Source organism: Rhizobium sp. 9140 (assembly GCF_900067135.1).
Lineage (GTDB): Bacteria > Pseudomonadota > Alphaproteobacteria > Rhizobiales > Rhizobiaceae > Ferranicluibacter.
Window position 1 is genome coordinate 3,515,776 of sequence record NZ_FJUR01000001.1, and the last position, 20,113, is coordinate 3,535,888.

Here is a 20,113-nt window from a genome sequence, read left to right on the forward strand (position 1 = left end):
AAGACTGCGCATGAGTTCCTTCCTTACCGGCCTCACCTTGCTCGTCATGGGCCTCGTCGTCATCGTGCTGATCCGCGGCCTGATCACCATGGCCAAGGGCGGCAGCGGCAACGCCTCCAACAAGCTGATGCAGGCCCGCGTCCTGCTGCAGGCCGTCGCCATCGGCCTGATCATGCTGACACTCTGGATCACCGGCGGAGGGCGCTGACATGGTCAAGCTCAACAAAATCTACACCCGCACCGGCGACGACGGCACGACAGGCCTTGCCGCCGGCCCGCGCCGCCTCAAGAACGACCTGCGGATTGAATGCTACGGCACGATCGACGAGGCGAATGCCGCGATCGGCATGGCGCGCCTGACGACGTCGAGCGAGCCGGAGGTCGACGAGATGCTGAAGCGCATCCAGAACGATCTTTTCGACCTTGGCGCTGACCTTTCGACGCCGGATACCGGCGAGACCCTGCCCTATGAGCCGCTGCGCATCGTTGCCGGTCAGGTCGCGCGTCTGGAAAGCGAGATCGACCGTCTGAACGCCGATCTGGAGCCGCTGCGCTCCTTCGTGCTCAACGGCGGCACCCCGGCCGCAGCCCACCTGCACCTCGCCCGCACCATCGCGCGCCGTGCCGAGCGCGCCATGGTCGCCCTCTCCCACACGGAAGGCGAGACGGTCAGCCCGGCGGCGCTCGAATATGTCAACCGGCTCTCCGACTTCCTCTTCGTCGCGGCCCGCTGGCTGAACGATCGCGGTCGCGGCGACGTGCTCTGGGTGCCCGGGCTCACAAGGTAAGCCCGGTCTTACTCGGTAAGGGCCGGCATCAGATTGAGTCCGTCGGCGCCGCAGGAGACAGCATGTTCATACCGCTTCACGATCGCAACAACCTGAAGCATATCCGCCTGCAGGTCGTGACGATCGGGCTGATCGTGGCGAACGTGCTCGTCTTCTTCCTCACCGGCCCACTCTTCGTGGAAGCCTCGACCGTCAATGCCGATCTTCTCTCCTTCGGCTATATCCCGGCGCTGATCTTCGGCGATGCGACATTGGCGCCCGGTATCGCCGTCGTGCCGGAAGCCGCAACCCACATCACCTATGCCTTCCTGCATGCCGATCTCTACCACCTCGGCACCAACATGCTGTTCCTTTGGGTGTTCGGCGACAATGTGGAGGACGCGCTGGGCCACCTGCGCTTCCTGGTCTTCTACCTTGCCTGCGCGGCGGCCGGTGCACTCGTCCACGGACTGGTGGTACCCTTTTCGCAGGCTCCGCTGATCGGCGCGTCCGGCGCGGTCTCGGGTGTTGTCGCGGCCTATTTCCTGCTGCATCCCAAAGTCCGCGTCTGGGTGCTCGTCCTCTTCCGTATTCCCCTGCCATTGCCGGCCTTCATCCCGCTGGCACTGTGGATTGCCCAGCAGTTTTACATGCTGGCGGTCGATCCCTCGGCCGACGTCTCATGGGGCGCGCATGTCGGCGGCATTATCGCTGGCCTTCTCTTGGTCCTTGTCATGCGCCGAAAGGGCGTTCCCCTGTTCGACCGGGTCGTTATCGTACCCAAGGCGGTGCGTCTCGCCGACGCCGGGCCACGCGACCACCCGCCACAGCAGGAGAGAGCAGGCCCATGGGGCACGCGCCCGTGAGCAGAAACCACACAGATCTCCCCGAGAATCTTTACGAGAACTATTGACGTGCACGTAAAGGTCAGTAATTTACGCCTCGGGACCGGGAGCGAGTTCAGGCAAGATTGTAATTGTGGAAAAAACGCGTATCGATGTCGCCAATCGACTGACGGGGCGGCGCGGGAATATGCGATCCCATGATGCATATGCCTGAAAAGCCTGCGGCTTCAGGATCGGTGTCGAGAGGCGCCACACGGAAACCACACGTGCTGGTGCTGCCACACGCAGCCGGGTAACAGCGCGTCAGATCTTCGCCGGGGCGTTTGGCCCGGCTTCACTGCTGAGATGAACTGCCGAGATTCGATGAAGGAAGGCTCCATGAAAATTCTTGTCACCGTGAAGCGCGTCGTTGACTACAACGTCAAGATCCGCGTCAAGCCGGACGGTTCCGGCGTCGAGCTTGCCAATGTGAAGATGTCGATGAACCCCTTCGACGAAATCTCCGTGGAAGAAGCGCTGCGGCTGAAGGAAGCGGGCAAGGCAAGCGAAGTGGTCGTCGTCTCGATCGGCCCGGCCAAGGCCGAGGAAACGTTGCGCACCGCCCTCGCCATGGGCGCGGACCGCGCCATCCTCGTCGAGACCGACGCTGCCGTCGAGCCGCTGGCCGTCGCCAAGATCCTGAAGGGCGTCGTGGAGGCCGAACAGCCCTCGCTCGTTATCGTCGGCAAGCAGGCCATCGACGACGACAGCAACCAGACGGGCCAGATGCTGTCGGCACTGCTCGGCTGGAGCCAGGGTACGTTCGCCTCCAAGGTCGAACTCGGCGCCGACAAGGCGACCGTGACCCGCGAAGTGGATGGCGGTCTCCAGACGATCGACATCAAGCTTCCCGCCGTCGTCACGACGGACCTGCGCCTCAACGAGCCGCGCTACGCCTCGCTGCCCAACATCATGAAGGCGAAGAAGAAGCCGCTCGACAAGAAGACACCTGCCGATTTCGGTGTCGATACAGCACCGCGCCTGACCGTTCTGAAGACAGAGGAGCCCGCCAGCCGCAAGGCAGGCATCAAGGTCGGCTCGGTCGCCGAACTCGTCGACAAGCTGAAGAACGAAGCCGGCGTGCTCTAGGCGCCCTGGACAAAGGTCCGCCGCCGGCCCTGAGGGACCGCGCGGCGGCTCCCAGCCAAACGCCCTTGCACGTGATGTGCTGCCGGATGCCCGTCGAGATAGACAGGCAAGAGACCGCAGCCAAGACAGATTGAGACTTTGAGGAGAACATACGACATGGCCATTCTTCTTCTGGCGGATCATGACGGTCAGACCGTTTCCGACGCCACCGCCCGCACCATCAGCGCCGCAACCGCCATCGGCGGCGACATTCACGTTCTGGTCGCCGGCGACGGTGCGGATGCCTCGGCAGCAAGCGCTGCAGCTCTTGCCGGCGTCTCCAAGGTCCTGCTCGCCAACGATGCGGGCCTTGCCAACAACCTTGCCGAGCCGCTGGCAGCCCTGCTCGTGTCGCTTGCCGGCAGCTACGATGTGCTGATCGCGCCGGCCACCTCCGTCGGCAAGAACGTCATGCCCCGCGTGGCAGCCCTGCTCGATGTCGCCCAGATCTCGGAAATCACCGAGGTCGTCTCGGCCGACACGTTCAAACGGCCGATCTATGCCGGAAACGCCATCCAGACGGTGCAGTCGGGCGATGCCAAAAAGGTCATCACCGTGCGCACCTCGACATTCGCGCCCGCCGCCGCCGGCGGTTCGGCATCGGTCGAGCCCGTGCCTGCCGCGGCCGATCCGGGCCTGTCCACCTTCGTCGGCGATGCCCTGTCCTCCTCCGACCGTCCGGAACTGACGTCGGCGAAGATCATCGTTTCCGGCGGCCGCGCGCTCGGCTCGGCGGAAAAGTTCCAGGAGGTCATCCTGCCGCTCGCCGACAAGCTGGGTGCCGCCGTCGGCGCATCGCGCGCCGCCGTCGATGCCGGATATGCCCCGAACGACTGGCAGGTCGGCCAGACCGGCAAGGTCGTCGCCCCGCAACTCTATATCGCCTGCGGCATTTCCGGCGCCATCCAGCACCTCGCCGGCATGAAGGACTCCAAGGTCATCGTCGCCATCAACAAGGACGAGGACGCCCCGATCTTCCAGGTCGCGGATTACGGCCTCGTCGGCGACATCTTCACGCTGCTGCCGGAACTCGAAAAAGCGCTGTGAGCCGGACACACCGATAATTGAACGGCCGCATCCCCCCGATGCGGCCGTTTTGCATTCGAAGACGTGCGGAGAACGACGGAAAGCACTGGCAAAAACGACGGCCAGCCGGTATCACTTCCATACAGGCCTTCAGCGGTCCTGAACGTCGGCTGCGATTGGGGAACAACGGCTTGATGATCAAGAATGTCGGAATCGTCGGTGCGGGACAAATGGGCTGCGGCATTGCGCAGGTCGCCGCCATGGCAGGCTACAAGGTACACCTCTACGACATCGCGCCCGACCGCATCGAGGCCGGCCTTGCCACGATCAACGGCAACATGGCCCGCCAGGTCTCCTCCGGAAAACTGACCGAGGATGAGCGCAAGAAGGCGCTGACGCTGATCAAGGGCTCCTCCGACCTCACGGATCTGTCGCCGGCCGACCTCGTGATCGAGGCCGCCACCGAAGACGAAGCGATCAAGCGCAAGATCTACGTCGCCGTCTGTCCGGTCCTCAAGCCGGACGCGATCCTTGCCACCAACACCTCGTCCCTTTCGATCACACGCCTCGCCTCCGCCACGGACCGGCCGGAGCGCTTCATGGGCATCCACTTCATGAACCCGGTTCCGGTCATGAAGCTCGTGGAACTGGTGCGCGGCATTGCAACCGAGGAAGGCACGTTCGCCTCGGCCCGCCAGTTCGTCACCGCCCTCGACAAGACCATTACGGTTGCAGAGGATTTTCCCGCCTTCATCGTCAACCGCATCCTCCTGCCGATGATCAACGAGGCGATCTATACGCTGTACGAAGGCGTCGGCACCGTCGATGCCATCGACACCGCCATGAAGCTCGGCGCGAACCACCCCATGGGGCCGCTTCAGCTTGCAGACTTCATCGGCCTCGACACCTGCCTGTCGATCATGCAGGTCCTCCATGACGGCCTCGCCGACAGCAAGTACCGCCCCTGCCCGCTTCTGGTGAAATATGTCGAGGCCGGCTGGCTCGGCCGAAAGTCCGGCCGCGGCTTCTACGACTATCGCGGGGAAACCCCGGTTCCGACGCGGTAGAACGACGGCGCGCCCATCTCGTCGTCGGCGATGGCCTCAGGAGCCGCCCGCCGACGTGGCGGCCCGCACCAGCGCCCGCCCCTCCTCGCCATCCCAGGCCGCCGGCCCGTTCATAGCGGACAGCAGGCAACCCTTGTCGTCCAGCAACACGGTCACCGGCAGACCGAAGGCGAGCCCCTCCTTCTTCAGGGCATTGAAGACGCCCATGGAGGCATCGCGGTAGGGTTTCAGCGCCTTCACGCCCGTCTCCGAAAGAAACGCTTTCGGCTTCTCGTCGTTGCCGGTGTCGATATTGACGGCGACCACCTCGAAGCGGTCGCTCCCCTCGGCCGCCTCCAGCCTGTCCAGCGCGGGCATCTCCTCGCGGCAAGGCACGCACCATGTCGCCCAGAGATTGAGAAGCACGGTGCGACCCTTGAAATCGGCGAGCGTGATGTCTTTGCCCGCGCCGTCCTTGAAGGTCAGTCCCTCCAGAAGCCGCGGCCGGTCCGCCGGCGCCATGGCGGCGACCTGCCCCTTCATCAGCGGCGTCAGCCCTGCAATATTGTCGGACGCCGCAGCACATTGCCCCGCATCCCCCAGGGAAGCGACCTCCGGAGCATTGCCAGACCCGCTTTGCCTGACGTATACCGCAGCCGCACCGGCGATCAGGCCCAGAAGGGCTGCAAGCGCCACGAGCCGCAGGGCGGAGCGGGGTTTTCCCGGGTCTGTCATGTCGGTTTTCAAGACTTGATCCTTTTGAGGAACGGATATCTGCGATGGCTGACGGCGCTTCCGAGACGAAAACCTCCAACCAGATGTGGGGCGGTCGTTTCGCGTCCGGACCCGATGCCATCATGGAGGAGATAAACGCCTCCATCGGCTTCGACAAGAAGCTCTATGCGCAGGATATCAGAGGCTCGAAGGTCCATGCCGAGATGCTGGCCCATCAGGGCATCATTTCCGGCACCGACAAGGATGCCATTCTCGGTGGCCTCGACACGATCCTGTCGGACATCGAAGCCGGAACCTTCGAATTCTCCCGCCGCCTCGAAGACATCCACATGAACGTCGAATCGCGGCTGGCGACGCTGATCGGCCCTGCTGCCGGCCGGCTGCACACCGCGCGCTCGCGCAACGATCAGGTCGCGCTCGACTTCCGCCTCTGGGTCAAGGAAGAGTTGCAGAAGGTCGAGACCGCGCTGACGCGCCTGATCGCCGCCTTCCTCGACCGCGCCGAGGAACATGCCGATACGGTCATGCCGGGCTTCACCCATCTGCAGACGGCCCAGCCGGTGACCTTCGGCCATCACTGCATGGCCTATGTCGAGATGTTCGGCCGCGACCGTGCCCGCGTGCGGCATGCCATCGAGCACATGGACGAAAGCCCGATCGGTGCGGCCGCACTCGCCGGCACCGGCTTTCCGATCGACCGGCACATGACGGCGAAGGCGCTCGGCTTCTCCGGCCCGACACGCAATTCCATCGACACGGTCTCCGACCGGGATTTCGCGCTGGAGTTCCTGTCGATCGCGGCGATCTCCGCCACCCATCTGTCGCGCCTTGCCGAAGAGATCGTCATCTGGTCGACGCCGCAATTCGGTTTTGTGCGCCTTTCGGATGCCTTCTCCACCGGCTCTTCCATCATGCCGCAGAAGAAGAACCCGGATGCCGCCGAACTGGTGCGCGCCAAGACCGGCCGCATCAACGGCTCGCTGATCGCGCTTCTCACCATCATGAAGGGCCTGCCGCTCGCCTATTCCAAGGACATGCAGGAAGACAAGGAACAGGTCTTCGACAGCGCGGAGAGCCTGGAGCTGGGCCTTGCCGCCATGACCGGCATGGTCCGCGACATGACCATCAACACCGACCGGATGAAAAAGGCAGCAGGCTCCGGCTTCTCCACCGCGACCGACCTTGCCGACTGGCTGGTCCGCGAAGCCGGCCTGCCCTTCCGCGACGCGCACCACGTCACCGGCCGCGCCGTGGCGCTGGCCGAAGGCAAGGGTTGCGACCTTGGCGAACTCAGCCTCGAAGACCTCCAGGCCATTCACGATGCGATCACCGACAAGGTCTTCGATGTCCTGACCGTCGAGGCCTCCGTCGCCAGCCGCACCTCCTTCGGCGGAACGGCCCCGGCCGAAGTCCGCCGCCAGATCGCCTGGTGGCGCGCGCGCAACTGAGGCAACCCCGTCTCGAGCCGACATCGATCCCCGGGGAAACCCATCATTTTCCCCGGGCGATCCATCAGAATTTCGAACGTGCGCGGTCCTGGAAAAACAGCTAAGAGGAACCGCCCGCCTTCGCAAAGGACCCGCGACGATGACATTCCGGACTGCCGCCCTGACGGCGCTGCTTCTGACGGCAACGGTGCTGACGGCCTCCGGCTGCGGCCGCAAGGGAGATCTCGAACGTCCGAGCGTCGCCCGCGAGCAGGCTGCGAAGGAGGCGGGGAACACGACCCGTACGCCATCCGCCGCCCCGTCCGGGCTTGTGCGCCCGGCAAGCGGCGCCGCACCGGCCAGCTCCGCCGTGACCGGCAACGCATCCAGCCAGACGACGGCCGTCACGCAGATGAACGTCGTTCCCGGATCGGACAACGCAGCCGCCCGCAGCGGCCGCACCGGCGACCAGACCGACGTTCCCGAGCGCCCCTTCCTCCTCGATCCGCTGCTCTGACAGCCATCTCAAGGCCCATCCCGTGAATCATTTCGAATATCGCGACGGCGTTCTGCATGCGGAAGACGTGCCGGTCACCGACATCGCCCGCGCCGTCGGCACGCCCTTCTATTGCTATTCCACCGCGACGCTGGAGCGGCACTACGCCGTCTTCGCAAAGGCCTTCGACGGCATCGACGCGCTCGTCTGTTATGCGATGAAGGCGAATTCCAACCAGGCCGTCCTCAAGACGCTCGGCCGCCTCGGCGCCGGCATCGACGTGGTCTCCGGCGGCGAGCTCGCCCGCGCGCTGGCGGCGGGCATTCCGGCCGAGCGCATCATGTTCTCCGGCGTCGGCAAGACGGCGGGCGAGATGGATCTGGCGCTGGCCGCCGGCATCTACTGCTTCAACGTCGAGTCCGAGCCGGAGCTCGAAGTCCTCAACGCCCGCGCCGTACGGCTGAACCGTCAGGCGCACGTCTCCTTCCGCATCAATCCGGATGTGGACGCGAAGACCCACGCGAAGATCTCGACCGGCAAGAAGGAAAACAAATTCGGCATCGGCTATGAGCGCGCCCGCGCGGTCTACGCCCATGCAGCGACGCTTCCCGGCATCAAGGTCACCGGCATCGACATGCATATCGGCAGCCAGATCACCGATCTGCAACCGTTCGAGGATGCCTTCAAGGTGCTGCGCGATCTCGTGGAAACGTTGCGGGCCGATGGCCACGTCATCGACCATGTCGATGTCGGCGGCGGCCTCGGCGTACCCTACAAGGAAGACAACAATCCACCGCCCTTGCCCGATGCTTATGCGGCGATCGTCAAGGACCAGCTCGCCGGCCTCGGCTGCCGCATCGTCATGGAGCCCGGCCGCCTGATCGTCGGCAATGCCGGTATTCTGGTCACCGAGACGATCTATGTGAAGGATGGCGGGTCGAAGACTTTCGTCATCGTCGATGCCGCGATGAACGACCTCATCCGCCCGACCCTCTATGAGGCCTATCACGAGATCCGCCCTGTGCGGATCTCTGCCGCCAATGCGCCGCGTATCCGGGCGGACGTGGTCGGCCCGGTCTGCGAGACCGGCGATTATCTGGGGCTCGACCGTGAGATGGCCATGCCGCGTGCCGGCGATCTGTTCGCCGTCAGCACGGCCGGCGCCTATGGCGCCGTGCAGGCGGGCACCTACAATTCGCGGCTGCTGGTGCCGGAGGTGCTCGTCAAGGGCAACCGCTTCCACGTCGTGCGGCCCCGCACCACCATCGAAGACCTGATCGGCCTCGACAGCCTGCCGGATTGGCTTTCGCAAGACTGAGCGAGCCGGCGAGCGACGGGGAGCACGTTCACGATTGCGTTCTCGCCCTCGTCTTCGCCACAAACAATGGTATCCTTGGCCTGCAAACGGGCCTTGGGCGCGCGGGAATCGCGTGACGAGAGGCTCTGAAACATAAGCAGGACGGTACGGATGGCAGAATTCCGGCGGCAGACGAATTCAGACGGCAAAGACCGCACGTCCGGCATGGCGCGCGCGCTGGCCCGGAAGCGCGGCTTTGCGCGCTTCGTCATCATTGCCGAGCGTTTGGCACCGCGCGCCCTTCCGCCCATTGCCGTCGCCTTCCTGTTCCTGTCCGCAGCCTGGTTCGGCCTCTTCCGCACCGTGCCGCCGCTGGTGCATGCCGGCCTGCTGCTCGCCTTCGTCCTTGCCTTCATCGCGGCTCTCGTACCCGTCTTCCGCGTCCGCCTGCCCGATACGCACGAGGCGGATCGACTTCTCGAAGAGCGCAACGCCCTGCCGCATCAGGCTATCGGCGTTCAGCACGACAGACCGGCGACCGGCGGCGCCTTCGGGCAGGCGCTCTGGCTCGAGCACCAGAGCCGCATGGCCCGGATGATCGGCGCGCTCGAAGCCGGCCTGCCGCGCCCTGATATCGCGCGCCATGACAGCCTCGGCCTGCGCGCCCTGCCGGTCCTCCTCGTCGCCATCGCCTTCGCCTATTCCTATTCCAACCGCGCCGGGCTCGTATCCGATGCGTTCCGCATTCCCGAAAACATCGTTGCGCCGCCGGATGTGCGCATCGACGCCTGGGTCACGCCGCCCGCCTATACCGGCCGAGCGCCGGTCTTCCTTACAGGCCGGCAGGACCAGCCGCCGGCAGGCACGGAGCTTCAGGGCACCGAGGCGAGCCTGTTCCGTATCCCGCAGTTCAGCGACGTCACCGTGCGCGTCACGAGCGCGGGTACGGCCACCGACACCACTGTGACCTTCCTCGACAAGGGTGCGACAGCAGCAACGCCGATCACCCCGCAAAAGCCGGAAAAGGCGCCCGGTCAGGAGGCTGCGGCCGGCAATGCGGCGCCAGCTCCCGAAGCCGCGGCAAACGCGCCGGTCGACAACAGCACCCATCTCTACAAGATAACCCGCGACGGCACGCTAACGGTCGGCAAGGAGACATGGCAGTTCGCCGTCATTCCCGATGCCGTCCCGGACATCGCCTTCGATGGCACCCCGCGCGCCACGGTCAACGCCGCGCTGGAGATCCCCTTCCTCGCCAGGGACGATTACGGCCTCAGCGAAGCCTTCGCCGAGATCGTGCCGACCGAAGCAGCACCGGCAGAAGCGACGCCGCTCTATCCCGCGCCCGAATATCGCCTGGACCTGCCCCGCCGCAACGCCAAGGACGCCAAGGCGACCGCCAGCCGGAACCTGTCGGAGCATCCGCTGGCCGGCAAGCGCGTGCGCATCACGCTGGTCGCACGCGATGCGGCCGGACAGGAAGGCCGCAGCGTACCGCAGGAGATGATCCTGCCCGCCCGCCGCTTCACTCAGCCGCTCGCCGGTGCCGTGGCGGAGGAGCGTCAGGTGATGGCGCTGAACAGCAAGGACCTGCCCCGCGCCATCGAGCTCAACGACGCGCTGAACATCCGCCCGGAAGACAATATCCCCAACCTCACCCACTTTCTCCTGCTCCAGTCCGCCAAGGGCCGCATGGAGCTTGCGCGCGACGAGGAGATGATGCGCGGCACCGCCGACTATCTCTGGGAAGTCGCGCTCGGCATTGAGGACGGCAATCTGTCACTTGCCGAACGCAATCTGCGCGAAGCCCAGCAGAAGCTGTCGGACGCGCTGGAGCGCAACGCCTCCGACGAGGAAATCGCCAAGGCGATGCAGGAACTGCGCGAGGCGATGAAGGAATTCATGCAGGCTCTCGCCGAACAGGCAATGAAAAACCCGCAAATGGCGGCGCGCCCCAACATGGAGAACATGCTGAGCAGCAAGGATCTGGACAAGATGATGGACCAGATCGAGAACCTCGCGAAATCCGGCTCGAAGGATCAGGCGCGCCAGATGCTGTCGGAAATGCAGCGGATGATGAACAATCTCCAGGCTGGCCGCTCGCCGCAGGATATGCAGCAGGGCCAGGACAACAGCGAGATGCGCCAGCAGATGGACAAGCTCGGCCAGCTGATGCAGGAGCAGCAGCGGCTGATGGAACAGACGTTCAAGCATGATCAGGCCCTGCGCAACCGTATGCAGATGGGCGATCCGTTGACGGACGAGAACCTGTTCGAGCAGCAGCCCGGAGAGCAGAACCAGCAGCAGGGTCAACAACAGCAGGAACAACAGGGCGGCGACGCGACCGGGCAGATGACAGAGGAGCAACTGCGTCAGGCGCTGAAGGATCTTCAGGGCCAGCAACAGGCTCTGGAAAAGCAGCTCGGCGAGCTTCAGAAGGGCCTAGAGGGCATGGGCATCAAGCCCGGCAAGGGCTTTGGCCAGGCCGGTCGCGAGATGAAGGGCGCGGCAGGCCAGCTGGGCGAAGGTCAGGGCGAACAGGCCGTCGGCAGCCAGGGCCGCGCGCTGCAGGCGCTGCGTGAAGGCGCGCAGGACATGATGAACCAGATGAGCCAGGGTCAGGGCCAAGGGCAAGGTCCCGGCCAGGGCATCCCCCAATACGGCCAGAACGGCCGCGACCCTCTGGGGCGCCGCCAGCAGAACCCCGGCCCGGATTTCGGCGATCAGGTGAAGGTACCCGACGAGATCGACACCCAGCGCGCCCGCGAAATCCTCGACGAAATCCGCCGCCGGCTCGGCAACAATGTCTCGCCGGAGGTGGAGCGGCAGTATCTGGAGCGGTTGCTGGATATTCGGTGAGGCGTTTGGGGCTGGGTCAGCCCCTCATCCGGCTGCCGCCACCTTCTCCCCGCCAGCGGGGCGAAGGGCGATGCGGCACTCACGCGCGTTAAAGCAGAACCTGGTGAAGATCAGACGGTCACCACAAGTCCCTTCTCCCCGCGCGCGGGGAGAAGGTGGCGGCAGCCGGATGAGGGGCCGCCGCAACCTCAAATTCGAACAGCCTCAAGCCGCCAGAGCCCCCGCAACGGCCTTGCGAATATCCGGCAGGCTGAAGGGCTTCGCCACGACATCGATGATTTTGTCGGCAAGGTCGTCGGCGCGTTCGCGCTGTTCGGCATAGCCGGTCATCAGCAGGATCTTCAGCTTGGGAAAAGCGGCGGCAGCTTCGTGCGCAAGGGCGATGCCGTCCATGACGGGCATGCGGATGTCAGAGAGCAGGAGGTCGAACGGGGCGCCGTGCAGGTGCTCGAGGCCTTCGGCGCCATCGCCGGCCTGCACGACGTCATGCCCATCCATCTGCAACGCGCGCGCAACGAAGCGGCGAAGAGAATCCTCGTCCTCGGTGATCAGGATCTTTGCCATCATGGCCTCCTACGGTTCGGAAGCCTACAAAGCGCAGAGTTTCCTTTGAAAACCGTAAAGAGGATATGCTTCGAAACAGAGAAGCTCTTTCAGATCTTGTCTGCGTCTCCGGTCACGACACCCACAAAAGGCAACTCGCGGAAGGCGTAGGCGACATCCATGCCGTAGCCGACGACGAAATAATCGGGGCACTCGAAGCCGACGAAATCCGCCTCGAAATCGACCTCGCGCTTCACCTTCTTGTCGAGAAGAACAGCAATCGACACGGACTTCGCACCGCGCTCCAGCATCAGGTCGCGGGCGAAGCGGAGCGTCCGGCCGGACTCCAGAATATCGTCGATCAGCAGCACATCCCGGTCACGCGGATCGCTGTCGATATCCTTGATGATCTTGACGCCACGCGACACGGTGCCGGTGCCATAGCTCGACAGGGTGATGAACTCGACTTCCGGCGCAAGGCCGGCATGATGCATGGCGCGGATGAGGTCGGCTGCGAAGATGAACGAGCCTTTGAGCACCGAGATGACCAGCAGGTCGTCATTTCGGCCCTTGACGATTTCAGCCGCCATCTCTGTGTTGCGCGTGGCAATCACGTCCGGCGAAAACAGCGTCTCGATCATCTTTCCGCGAACGACGGGCATGGCAATGGCTCCAGGCGACGGGACGCCGTCCGGCGTCCTTCAAGGCTTGGCGTTAGCACAGTCAACGCGGCGAAGCACCCGCTGGGCCGAAGGAAATTTGCACGATCGGCGCCGATCCCCCGGCATGCGGCAGGCGTGCGGAGAAGGCGCGGCTTTCACCCGGAGCCAGCATGCGGCTGCCAGCAAGCTGCCCCTCGGCCGTCATGCGTTGGCCGGAGGCTGCGACATCGACCTTGATATCCGGAATCTCGTGGGGTGCGGATGTCGCGTTGACCACCGTGCCGTACACGGCGACGACCTTCAGGCCGCTCGCATCCTGAAGGTCCGTGCGCACATCGCCGAAGCCGAGCGCCGGTGCGGCCTGCGGCGCAGTCGGCGCAAGCGTGATGGCAAGGCTGAAGGCGGCCGCGCAAAGCCCGATCGTCAGGCCTGCGAAAGCGCGCGGCGAGACCGCTTGCAATGTCCGCTCGAACGACCTCAGGAAACCAGGCCGATGCTCCACGGGCCGGGCCGGAATTGGCGAACGCGGTGCGGCGGCGCGGGAAAGCGGCATTACCTCGAAAACGGCATCAACCGCGTCGGTCTGGCGCAGCACGCGCGATGCGGGACGCGTCATGCGTGTCCGTTCCGGCGGCAGGAGATCGATCCCTCGCGAAGCGCTTGAAAAGCCGGCCATGCATCGTCCTCCGCCATGTGTTCGTCCGAAGACGACGAAAATCCTTTCCGAAAGGTAAAGGCGAAGGGTTAACAGAACGGAAATGAAGCCGCACAACGCCCTTGCGAAAGGTCATGACGCCGCCACGGCCCTTAAAGCGACGTTTTTGCATGTGACGTTAAAGGGAATATTAACCAGTGTTTAACCATGCTGGTCGGATCGCGCCCGCACTTGGCGGTAGAGCGTCCATCTCAGAGGCTGGAAGTTGATCCATTTCGAAAACGTCGGATTGCGCTACGGCATGGGACCGGAAATTCTCCGCGACCTGACCTTCGATATTCCACGCAAATCCTTCCAGTTCCTCACCGGCCCCTCTGGAGCCGGCAAGACGACGCTGCTGCGCCTTCTGTTCCTGTCGCTGCAGCCGACGCGCGGCCTGATCCGCATGTTCGACCGCAACATCACCGCCATCCCGCGCGACGAACTGCCCATGCTGCGCCGCCGCGTCGGCATCGTCTTTCAGGATTTTCGCCTGCTCGATCATCTGACGACCTATGAGAACGTCGCGTTGCCGCTGCGCGTTCGGGGCAAGGACGAATCGTCCTATCGCTCCGACGTGCTGGAGCTTCTTGGTTGGGTCGGCCTTGGCGAGCGAATCAACGTCCTGCCACCGGTTCTCTCGGGCGGTGAAAAACAGCGCGCCGCCATCGCTCGCGCCCTGATCGACCGGCCCGAGATCCTGCTTGCCGACGAGCCCACCGGCAATGTCGATCCGCCGATGGCCCGCCGCCTGCTCAACCTCTTCATGGAGCTGAACCGCCTCGGCACCGCCGTCGTCATCGCGACGCACGATCTTTCGCTGATGGATCAGGTGGAAGCGCGCCGCATGATCCTGTCGCAAGGGCGGCTCGACATCTATGACTGACGCCCGCAAGAAGCCGTCCGGCTTGACGAAGAGTTCCGCCCGAACGACCGCGCCGGAAACGGAAGGGCGGAAAGCCCCGATGCGCGTTCGCCCGATGGCGCCCATCGTTCCCCCGGTCAACGTCTCGGGCAATGCGCTGATGCTGGTCATCGCCATCATGTCCTTCCTCGCCTGCCTCACGCTCGGCGCGGTCTCCATGGTGCGGTCGACGGCGGAGAGCTGGCAGAGCGAGATCTCCCGTGAGGTGACGATCCAGATCCGGCCCGAGGAAGGGCTCGACATGGAAAAGGCGCTGCGTGATGCCCGCGACATCGCGCTGACCTTCGACGGCACCGTCAACGGCAGTATCGTCGATCGCACCGCGACCGCTCGCCTGCTGGAACCCTGGCTCGGCGAAGGCCTCGATATCGACGAACTGCCCGTGCCCCGCCTCGTCATCATCACCATAGACGAGCGCAACCCGCCCGACTTCGCTGGAATGCGCACGCGCCTGACGGGGGAAATCCCGCAGGCGACGCTCGATGATCACCGCACATGGGTGGACCGGCTTGTGGCGATGGCGCACACGACGGCGCTCATCGGCACCGGCGTGCTGACCCTCGTCTTCTCCGCCATGGTCCTCACCGTCATCTTCGCCACGCGCGGCACGCTCTCGGGCAACCGCCATATCGTCGAGGTGCTGCACTTCGTGGGCGCGGAGGCAGGCTTCGTCGCCTCCGAATTCCAGAAGCATTTCCTGAAGATCAGCTTCAAGGGCGCGGGCGCGGGCGGTCTGCTGGCGGCCTTGTCGTTTGCTGTGGCCGGCTGGTGGCAGTCCCGCTCGCTCGCCACGCCCCAGAGCGATCAGGCGACGGCGCTGTTCGGCACCTTTACCATTGGATATACGGGCTATCTCGGCATCGCCGCCATCATGCTCGTCATCGCGCTCCTCACCACGCTGACGGCGCGCTTCACAGTCATGCGCACCATCTACGAAATCGACCGCATCCGCTCCGACCCCGCACGGGCCGATCTCATCCCGAATTCGTGAGATCCCGATGCGCCTTCCCTCCCTCCGTCCCGTTTTCACTCCCTCAACGGCTCAAGCCATCGTTAAGGCGCAAAGCTGGTCCACCGGTCGCGCAGCATCGCAACACCCGTCCCGTCAAACCGCAGACATCCGGCGCGGCGGTGGAAGAACATCATGATGGCGGACGAAACCTCCGAAGCGGAGACTTCCGGCGAAACCGAGCGCAAGCGCCTTGCGCGGCGAACGCGCCGGCATGTCAGCTTCCGCCGGCAGCTCGTCCGCCTGACCTTCTATGTCATGCTGGTGGTTGCCGGCTGCGCGACCGCAAGCCTTCTCTATTTCGCCGATCAGGTCGCCTCGCTTCAGCCACCCGCCAATCCCAAAGCCGATGCCATCGTCGTGCTGACAGGCGGTTTCCAGCGCATCGATCAGGCGGTCGATCTCCTGAAGGCCGGCGCCGGCCAGCGGCTGCTGATTTCCGGCGTGCACCCGACCACGACAAGCGGCCAGATTCGCCGCAACACACAGAGTTCCGCCGATCTCTTCCGCTGCTGCGTCGATATCGGCCACGACGCCATCGACACGATCGGGAACGCGCACGAAACCGCAAACTGGATCCGCAACAACGGCTACAAAAGCATCCTCGTCGTCACCAACAATTACCACATGCCCCGCAGCCTGCTGGAGCTGCGCCGCGCCAATCCCGGTATCGCCTTCGTACCCTATCCGGTCGTCAATTCTGACCTGAAAAGCACGAACTGGATGGCCAACCCGATGGTTCTGAAATCGATCCTGACCGAATATGCCAAGCTGACGGTCGCCTCGTTGCGCGATCTGCTGGGTACGCCGACGGATAGCGGCTTACGGACGGAGCGCGCCCAGACCACGCAATAACGCAATTCCAGCCGGAGCGGAATCGCTCCGGCGTCGGACAATGCGGCAAAAACAGCAGCCTCGGGCCTATACGCTGTCCTGCGCGAGATCCCGGTTTTCGTCGCCGCTTTATTCGTGTAGGCACCCGGCAGGGCACGCTCGATCCGCGCTGCCGCTCGCTCTTCGAAAGCCGCCCATGATTCGCCTTCGCTCGGTCCTCTTCAACGTCGTCTTCTACGCCAATCTCATCATGCGCATGATCGTGCAGACGCCGGTCTATTTTCTCGTGTCGCGCAAGACATCGTGGTTCGTGCCGAAGAACTGGGCGCGCAGCAATCATTGGCTCATGCGGGTGATCGTCGGCACGACCTTCGAGATCGAGGGGCTGGACAATATTCCGAAGGACGGCGTCTATATCCTGGCGCCGAAGCACCAGTCCTTCTGGGACGTCTATGCCCTGCTGCCATGGCTGTCGGACCCATTCTTCATCCTCAAGCGCGAGCTGATGCGCATCCCGCTGTTCGGCTGGTATGTCGCCAAGCAGCGCATGGTGCCGGTGGATCGCAGCGCGCGCGGCCGCGCCATGGCGGCCGTCATGCAGCGTGCGAAGGCGGAGATCGCCACCGGGCGGCAGCTGATCATCTATCCCGAAGGCACAAGGCGTTCGCCCGGCGCACCGCCGGATTATAAATACGGCATTGCCCGTCTCTATCGCGATCTGCAGGTTCCCGTCGTGCCGGTGGCGATGCATCCCGGCCTCTTCTGGCCCCGCAGCACGACGCTTCGCTTCCCCGGCCACTTCAAGGTCCGCATTCTGCCACCCATCGGACCCGGGCTGGACAGCGATACCTTCCTGAAGACGCTGATTTCTGTGACCGAAACTGCGAGCGACGAACTGCTGGTGGAGACCGTCCGCAACAACCCGCACCTCCCCCTGCCGGACACCGCGCGAACACGGCTTGCCGAACTCGGCGTGACCGTGCCGGCGAAGACCTAGCGCCTGGCGCGCAGAACCTGCACGCCGCGACCAACCTCTTCCAACCAGTGATCGCGAATGCCCATCTCGCGCAGATGTTCGAGCGTGTTCATGACATAGTCGACATTCTCGCCCGAGCGCCCGCGCGCATGCGCCACGATCAGCGCCGCCTCGTCGGCCTGCAGCGCGCCGGCATATTGCAGGTGAGCGCGGTCGATGACGTAGGCGAGAGCCATGACCGTCCGCCCGTCGGCGAGCCGCAGCGGCAGCATGCGCTCCTTGTAAACATGCGTCACCAGTTCGCGCTCGCGCAGATAGGTGATCACAGCCTCGCAGTCCTCCGGTGCGATACGGAACGCCATGCCGAGGCAGGAGCCGCCAAGGTCGAGCCCGAGCACGAGGCCGGGGCTCTCTGCGGTGCCACGATGGACATGAGAGCGCACACAGAGCGCCCGACGGTAACCGAAGACGCGCGCGCGGGTCTGCTCGACGAAGGCGAAGCCCGGATTCCACATCAGCGAGCCGTAGCCGAACACCCACAGATCATCTGAATCCGTCACCACAAGGTCCGTCACAAGAAGGTCCATTCCATCGTCACATGCCGGACATATCAGCCGGTCCTGCCCTCCTACTGCATAATACCGGCAAGCGGAACGCGCAGGACATGCTTCGACTGTATTTTAGAGGCTGCGAGACGCGCGCAATCCCGCATTCGGCCGATTTTCCCAGACGCATTCCGATCGCCGATGTTATGCGTTAGAAGACCCGCACGATGCAGCCTTTTCGGAGGGTGTCCGCGGCCCGCGCAAGCGCCGTCCGCCGCGCCGATCCCGCATCGCATCCAGACCGCCGACCGGAGACCCGCATGACACAGACAGCACCGCCGGCCGCAGGCACACGCATCAAGCGTCTCGGCATCGGCATCGTGATCTTCCTCGCGGTCTATAGCGGCATCTGGTTTCTGGCCGCGCACCAGATCGAGACACGGCTCGCAAGCTTCCTCACCAGCCGCTCCGGCAGCGTCAGCGCCCGGTGCGATGGCCTCACCGTTCGCGGCTTCCCTTTCCGCATCGGGCTCTTCTGCGATTCCGTGAAGGTGGACGATACCAAGCTCGGCGCTTCCGGCTCCGCGGGTGCACTCAGGTCCGCAGCACAGGTCTACTGGCCCGGCCATGCCGTCATCGAAATGGACGGTCCGGCCGAGTTACGCTTTTCGCCCGGCATCGCGACGTCGATGGATTGGCAGGCGATGAAGGCGAGCATACAGGCGACGTTATCGGGCCTCAGCCGCACATCGGTCGTTTCCGAACGCCTGACCGGCACGCTGGTGCCCACGCTGGGCGAAGATGCTCTCGGCTTTGCCACCATTCATACGGAACTGCATCTTCGCCAGAACACGGCCGATCTCGATGCCGCCGTCTCCATCACCGGGCTCGACCTGAAGCCCCACAACGGCGAAAGCCTCTTGCCGCTGATGAACGCCGCCATCGATCTCACGGTCAAGGACCGCGCCACGGTGCTCGACCGCGGCGGCCTCTCGCGCCATGCCCTGCGCAACAGCACGGGCGAGGTGCGCAATCTCACGATCGATCTTGGCAACGGCATGGTGACGACGGCAAACGGCCCGTTCACGGTCGATGATCAGGGGCTGATTTCCGGCGCGTTCAAGGTGACGATGCAGGACGTGCAAGCATGGCGTACGGCGCTAGCGAAAGCTTTTCCCGAGAGCGAGAACATGCTCGACAACGCCGCCAACATGCTTACGGCGCTTGCGGCCGGCGGCAATGACACCACCGTCACGCTCAATGTGCGCGACGGCACCGCCTTCCTCGCCTTCATCCCCATCGGCGTTCTGCCGCAGCTCTGAGGCGGATGACTTTAGGTCTTTGCGTCCAGTGCATGGCGGCCGAAGTCCACCATGTCGGTATCCTGGCCGGCCTGGATGATCGAGCGGCGGATGGCGCGGGTGCGGGTAAAGAGATCGAACAGCTTGTCCCCGTCGCCCCAGCGGATCGCTCGCTGCAAATAAGCAAGATCCTCGGAAAACCGTGACAGCATCTCGAGGATCGCGTCCTTGTTGTGCAGGCAGACATCGCGCCACATGGTCGGGTCGGACGCAGCGAGACGGGTGAAATCGCGAAAACCGGACGCCGAATACTTGATGACCTCGGACTCCGTCACAGTCTCCAGATCGTCCGCCGTCCCCACGATATTGTAGGCGATGATATGCGGCAGGTGGGACACGATGGCGAGCACCTTGTCGTGGTGTTCCGGGTCCATCTCCTCGACATCCGAACCAAGCGCTTCCCAGAAGGCACGCAGCTGATTCTTGGCCGTCTCGTCGGTGCCGGCCGGCGGCGTCAGGATGCACCAGCGGCTTTTGAAAAGGCCGACGAAGCCTGCATCCGGGCCGGAATATTCCGTGCCCGCAATCGGGTGACCGGGAATGAAGTGGACGCTCGCCGGCAGGTGCGGCGCCATCTGCGCAATGACGGAGCCCTTGGTGGAGCCGACATCCGTCACGATGGCCCCGGCTTTGAGATGCGGCGCGATCGCCTGCGCCACAGCGCCGGACGCGCCGACGGGAACCGAGACGATGACGAGATCCGCATCCTCCACGGCCTCGCCGGGCGACAGGACGTAGCGGTCGCCGAGGCAGAGCACCGCCGCCCGGTCGAGCGTCTCGCGGCTGCGGGTCGAGATCGTCACGGAGGCTGCAAGACCCTTGTCGCGGATTTCCCGCGCGATGGAGGAGCCGATGAGGCCGATGCCGATCAGCGCGACCCTTTCGAAGAGCTTGGCCAT

At 64.4% G+C, this 20,113-nt stretch carries 21 protein-coding genes; 15 read left to right on the plus strand and 6 right to left on the minus strand.

What is annotated here, in order from left to right:
* Positions 1-10 precede the first annotated feature (10 nt).
* From GA0004734_RS16600 to GA0004734_RS16625, 6 genes are all read left to right on the plus strand, one after another.
* Positions 11-208 (plus strand): twin transmembrane helix small protein, encoded by a 198-nt coding sequence (locus GA0004734_RS16600; protein ID WP_092935449.1) that lies wholly within the window; start codon positions 11-13, stop codon positions 206-208.
* 1 nt (position 209) lies between these two features.
* The gene (locus GA0004734_RS16605) at positions 210-788 is read left to right on the plus strand and encodes a cob(I)yrinic acid a,c-diamide adenosyltransferase (RefSeq protein ID WP_092935451.1); all 579 of its coding nucleotides are present in this window, start codon (positions 210-212) and stop codon (positions 786-788) included.
* A gap of 62 nt (positions 789-850) precedes the next feature.
* Positions 851-1,633, plus strand: a complete 783-nt coding sequence (locus GA0004734_RS16610; RefSeq protein WP_092935453.1) for a rhomboid family intramembrane serine protease — start codon at positions 851-853, stop codon at positions 1,631-1,633.
* Between the two features lie 357 nt (positions 1,634-1,990).
* Positions 1,991-2,740: an electron transfer flavoprotein subunit beta/FixA family protein gene (locus GA0004734_RS16615; protein WP_092936384.1), complete on the plus strand. Its 750-nt coding sequence runs from the start codon at positions 1,991-1,993 to the stop codon at positions 2,738-2,740.
* Positions 2,741-2,896: 156 nt separating this feature from the next.
* On the plus strand, positions 2,897-3,826 hold the full coding sequence (locus GA0004734_RS16620; protein WP_092935455.1) for an electron transfer flavoprotein subunit alpha/FixB family protein: 930 nt from the start codon (positions 2,897-2,899) through the stop codon (positions 3,824-3,826).
* Positions 3,827-3,999: 173 nt separating this feature from the next.
* A complete protein-coding gene (locus tag GA0004734_RS16625; RefSeq protein WP_092935457.1) occupies positions 4,000-4,872 on the plus strand; it encodes a 3-hydroxybutyryl-CoA dehydrogenase in 873 nt (290 codons plus the stop codon).
* 36 nt (positions 4,873-4,908) lie between these two features.
* Here GA0004734_RS16625 and GA0004734_RS16630 read toward each other — a convergent pair whose 3' ends face one another.
* Entirely contained in the window at positions 4,909-5,586 is a 678-nt protein-coding gene (locus GA0004734_RS16630; RefSeq protein WP_092935459.1) for a thiol:disulfide interchange protein TlpA, read from the minus strand.
* 44 nt (positions 5,587-5,630) lie between these two features.
* Between GA0004734_RS16630 and argH the strand changes: the two genes are divergently transcribed.
* The 4 genes from argH to GA0004734_RS16650 all read left to right on the plus strand — a co-directional run bounded on the left by argH (position 5,631) and on the right by GA0004734_RS16650 (position 11,665).
* Positions 5,631-7,034: an argininosuccinate lyase gene (gene argH / locus GA0004734_RS16635; RefSeq protein WP_092935461.1), complete on the plus strand. Its 1,404-nt coding sequence runs from the start codon at positions 5,631-5,633 to the stop codon at positions 7,032-7,034.
* A 139-nt stretch (positions 7,035-7,173) separates the two neighbouring features.
* Positions 7,174-7,530 (plus strand): LPS translocon maturation chaperone LptM, encoded by a 357-nt coding sequence (locus GA0004734_RS16640; RefSeq protein WP_092935463.1) that lies wholly within the window; start codon positions 7,174-7,176, stop codon positions 7,528-7,530.
* 22 nt (positions 7,531-7,552) lie between these two features.
* Positions 7,553-8,827 carry a diaminopimelate decarboxylase gene (gene lysA, locus GA0004734_RS16645; RefSeq protein WP_092935464.1) on the plus strand — a complete coding sequence of 425 codons (1,275 nt, stop codon included), beginning with the start codon at positions 7,553-7,555 and terminating at the stop codon, positions 8,825-8,827.
* A gap of 150 nt (positions 8,828-8,977) precedes the next feature.
* Positions 8,978-11,665 carry a TIGR02302 family protein gene (locus GA0004734_RS16650; RefSeq protein ID WP_245292449.1) on the plus strand — a complete coding sequence of 896 codons (2,688 nt, stop codon included), beginning with the start codon at positions 8,978-8,980 and terminating at the stop codon, positions 11,663-11,665.
* Between the two features lie 204 nt (positions 11,666-11,869).
* On the opposite strand, the gene GA0004734_RS16655 is transcribed toward GA0004734_RS16650, so the two are convergent.
* The 3 genes from GA0004734_RS16655 to GA0004734_RS16665 form a co-directional block, all read right to left on the minus strand.
* Positions 11,870-12,229: a response regulator gene (locus tag GA0004734_RS16655; protein ID WP_092935466.1), complete on the minus strand. Its 360-nt coding sequence runs from the start codon at positions 12,227-12,229 to the stop codon at positions 11,870-11,872.
* Positions 12,230-12,318: 89 nt separating this feature from the next.
* Positions 12,319-12,870, minus strand: a complete 552-nt coding sequence (hpt, locus tag GA0004734_RS16660) for a hypoxanthine phosphoribosyltransferase (RefSeq protein ID WP_092935468.1) — start codon at positions 12,868-12,870, stop codon at positions 12,319-12,321.
* A gap of 61 nt (positions 12,871-12,931) precedes the next feature.
* Positions 12,932-13,546: a hypothetical protein gene (locus GA0004734_RS16665; protein ID WP_092935470.1), complete on the minus strand. Its 615-nt coding sequence runs from the start codon at positions 13,544-13,546 to the stop codon at positions 12,932-12,934.
* A 244-nt stretch (positions 13,547-13,790) separates the two neighbouring features.
* Between GA0004734_RS16665 and ftsE the strand changes: the two genes are divergently transcribed.
* The 4 genes from ftsE (at position 13,791) to GA0004734_RS16685 (ending at position 17,329) form a co-directional block, all read left to right on the plus strand.
* Positions 13,791-14,450: a cell division ATP-binding protein FtsE gene (gene ftsE, locus GA0004734_RS16670; RefSeq protein WP_092935472.1), complete on the plus strand. Its 660-nt coding sequence runs from the start codon at positions 13,791-13,793 to the stop codon at positions 14,448-14,450.
* A 79-nt stretch (positions 14,451-14,529) separates the two neighbouring features.
* Positions 14,530-15,480 (plus strand): cell division protein FtsX, encoded by a 951-nt coding sequence (locus GA0004734_RS16675; protein WP_092935474.1) that lies wholly within the window; start codon positions 14,530-14,532, stop codon positions 15,478-15,480.
* 153 nt (positions 15,481-15,633) lie between these two features.
* Entirely contained in the window at positions 15,634-16,353 is a 720-nt protein-coding gene (locus GA0004734_RS16680) for a YdcF family protein (RefSeq protein ID WP_092935476.1), read from the plus strand.
* A gap of 175 nt (positions 16,354-16,528) precedes the next feature.
* Complete coding sequence (locus GA0004734_RS16685) at positions 16,529-17,329, plus strand: lysophospholipid acyltransferase family protein (RefSeq protein ID WP_092935481.1); 801 nt, start codon at positions 16,529-16,531, stop codon at positions 17,327-17,329.
* Here GA0004734_RS16685 and GA0004734_RS16690 read toward each other — a convergent pair.
* Positions 17,326-17,871, minus strand: coding sequence for a gamma-glutamylcyclotransferase (locus tag GA0004734_RS16690; protein WP_092936388.1), 546 nt, complete (start codon positions 17,869-17,871; stop codon positions 17,326-17,328). The genes GA0004734_RS16685 and GA0004734_RS16690 overlap by 4 nt on opposite strands.
* Before the next feature lie 302 nt (positions 17,872-18,173).
* Between GA0004734_RS16690 and GA0004734_RS16695 the strand changes: the two genes are divergently transcribed.
* Positions 18,174-19,175, plus strand: coding sequence for a DUF2125 domain-containing protein (locus GA0004734_RS16695; protein WP_092935482.1), 1,002 nt, complete (start codon positions 18,174-18,176; stop codon positions 19,173-19,175).
* Positions 19,176-19,186: 11 nt separating this feature from the next.
* Here the strand turns inward: GA0004734_RS16695 and GA0004734_RS16700 are convergent, their stop codons facing one another.
* Entirely contained in the window at positions 19,187-20,113 is a 927-nt protein-coding gene (locus GA0004734_RS16700; RefSeq protein ID WP_092935483.1) for a prephenate/arogenate dehydrogenase family protein, read from the minus strand.